This window comes from Brumicola blandensis (genome assembly GCF_031846165.1).
GTDB classification, from domain to species: domain Bacteria; phylum Pseudomonadota; class Gammaproteobacteria; order Enterobacterales; family Alteromonadaceae; genus Glaciecola; species Glaciecola blandensis.
This window is the reverse complement of sequence record NZ_JAVRIE010000018.1, coordinates 1-1,342: the sequence shown is the minus strand read 5'-3', so window position 1 is coordinate 1,342 and position 1,342 is coordinate 1. Positions and strand designations below refer to the sequence as shown.

Genomic DNA, 1,342 nt, shown 5'->3' with positions numbered 1-1,342 from the left:
ACTCTGACCCTGAGGGATCCCCACGAATAATTAGTCATAGGAATTCTCATTAATCATATGTCGGATATGGGTTACAGCGATTTCATATTGCCCAGTAAGCAATGTAAAGTACTTGTCCACATATCCTCTTAAGCCCAAATAATGAAATGATAATACTCGTCTTGTTTTTAGTGTGTTGGCCTGATAGCGTTTATGTACCCCGGCTAAAGTCATAGCCAACCCGATTATGTTGGCTAAAATACTGGCTAAGGTGGCGATTAATATCAACACTGCAATGCGTTTAATACACCGACTTTTATGATGTTCAAAACCGAGTCCAAACAAGCTGCTTTTAATGTCTCTGAACTCTTCTTCAATTTGCATTCTCATCTTATAAATAGTGACTAGCTTTTTGGCGGTATGTTTTGTTCTAGGAAGTGATGTCGCTATCAGCCAAGGGTCGGTCGCGCCTTTGGCATGGACTTTTGAACATTTCGATTGTCGCTGAATGTTATGCTGAGTAAGGCTGTGTCTCCCCTTATTTTTACCTTTAAACAACACTAAAGTGCATGCTAACGGACGCGAGCGGCATATTTGGCCATTGAAGCTGTTAGGGCGTCGTTTAGCCTGCTTGTATAGCTCGTCTATATGCTCCCATTCTTGCTTCTTGTTTACATACATCATGGGTTTTCGAACGCGACCTGCAAAATCCCAACCCAAGGCCTTTACTTCTCTGAACCACACTGTTTTGTACCCAGCATCAGTGACAATAATAGGTGTGGCTTGTTGATTAATGATGGTACTTAATTTAACTAGAAAAGCTTTGTGCGTGCGCGGTGTTTCTTTTGTACTGACATCATGTATTTCTTGATAAATGGCAACCCCACGACCATTGCAAGCTACCGAAGCTCGAAGTAAAAAACAGCCTTTATGGGTGTCCAAATCAGACCAGTCAATAAGTATTATTGGCCGCAGAGAATTGCCAACAAATTGATTATATAAGGCACCATAAATAGTCAGTGCATCACTTTGTACATGCTTGTTAGACAACAATCTGTCAGCACGTTTTATTCGATGTTTTTCATAAGCACCAGAACAAATACCTCGGCCTATGCTGGTGACGCTCGCGTTTGCCCCTCTTAGTAAACTATTTACACTACTGGCGAGGGATGCACGTCTAACTTTATGCATTTTAGGGGTGACAACAGCAAGGAACTTGTTCAGTATAGTTGCTTCATTCATGGTATCGGTCTTTAGTGAGGTTTGGCGATTGATCTGATCACCAGATACCATGAATGTTCAATTTATTTTAAATCAAAGTCTTACTCATTTATTTCGTGGGGATACGTCAGACTCTGACCCC

At 41.3% G+C, this 1,342-nt stretch carries 1 protein-coding gene; it reads right to left on the bottom strand.

Annotated elements, in window-relative coordinates; translation table 11 throughout:
* Positions 1–30: 30 nt before the first annotated feature.
* Positions 31–1,221, bottom strand: a complete 1,191-nt coding sequence (locus tag RM544_RS17645) for an IS4 family transposase (RefSeq protein ID WP_311363142.1) — start codon at positions 1,219–1,221, stop codon at positions 31–33.
* Between the last annotated feature and the right edge of the window lie 121 nt (positions 1,222–1,342).

Excerpts from the sequence above, each read along its gene's own strand:
- RM544_RS17645 (WP_311363142.1), bottom strand. The coding sequence starts at position 1,221 with ATGAATGAAGCAACTATACTGAACAAGTTCCTTGCTGTTGTCACCCCT.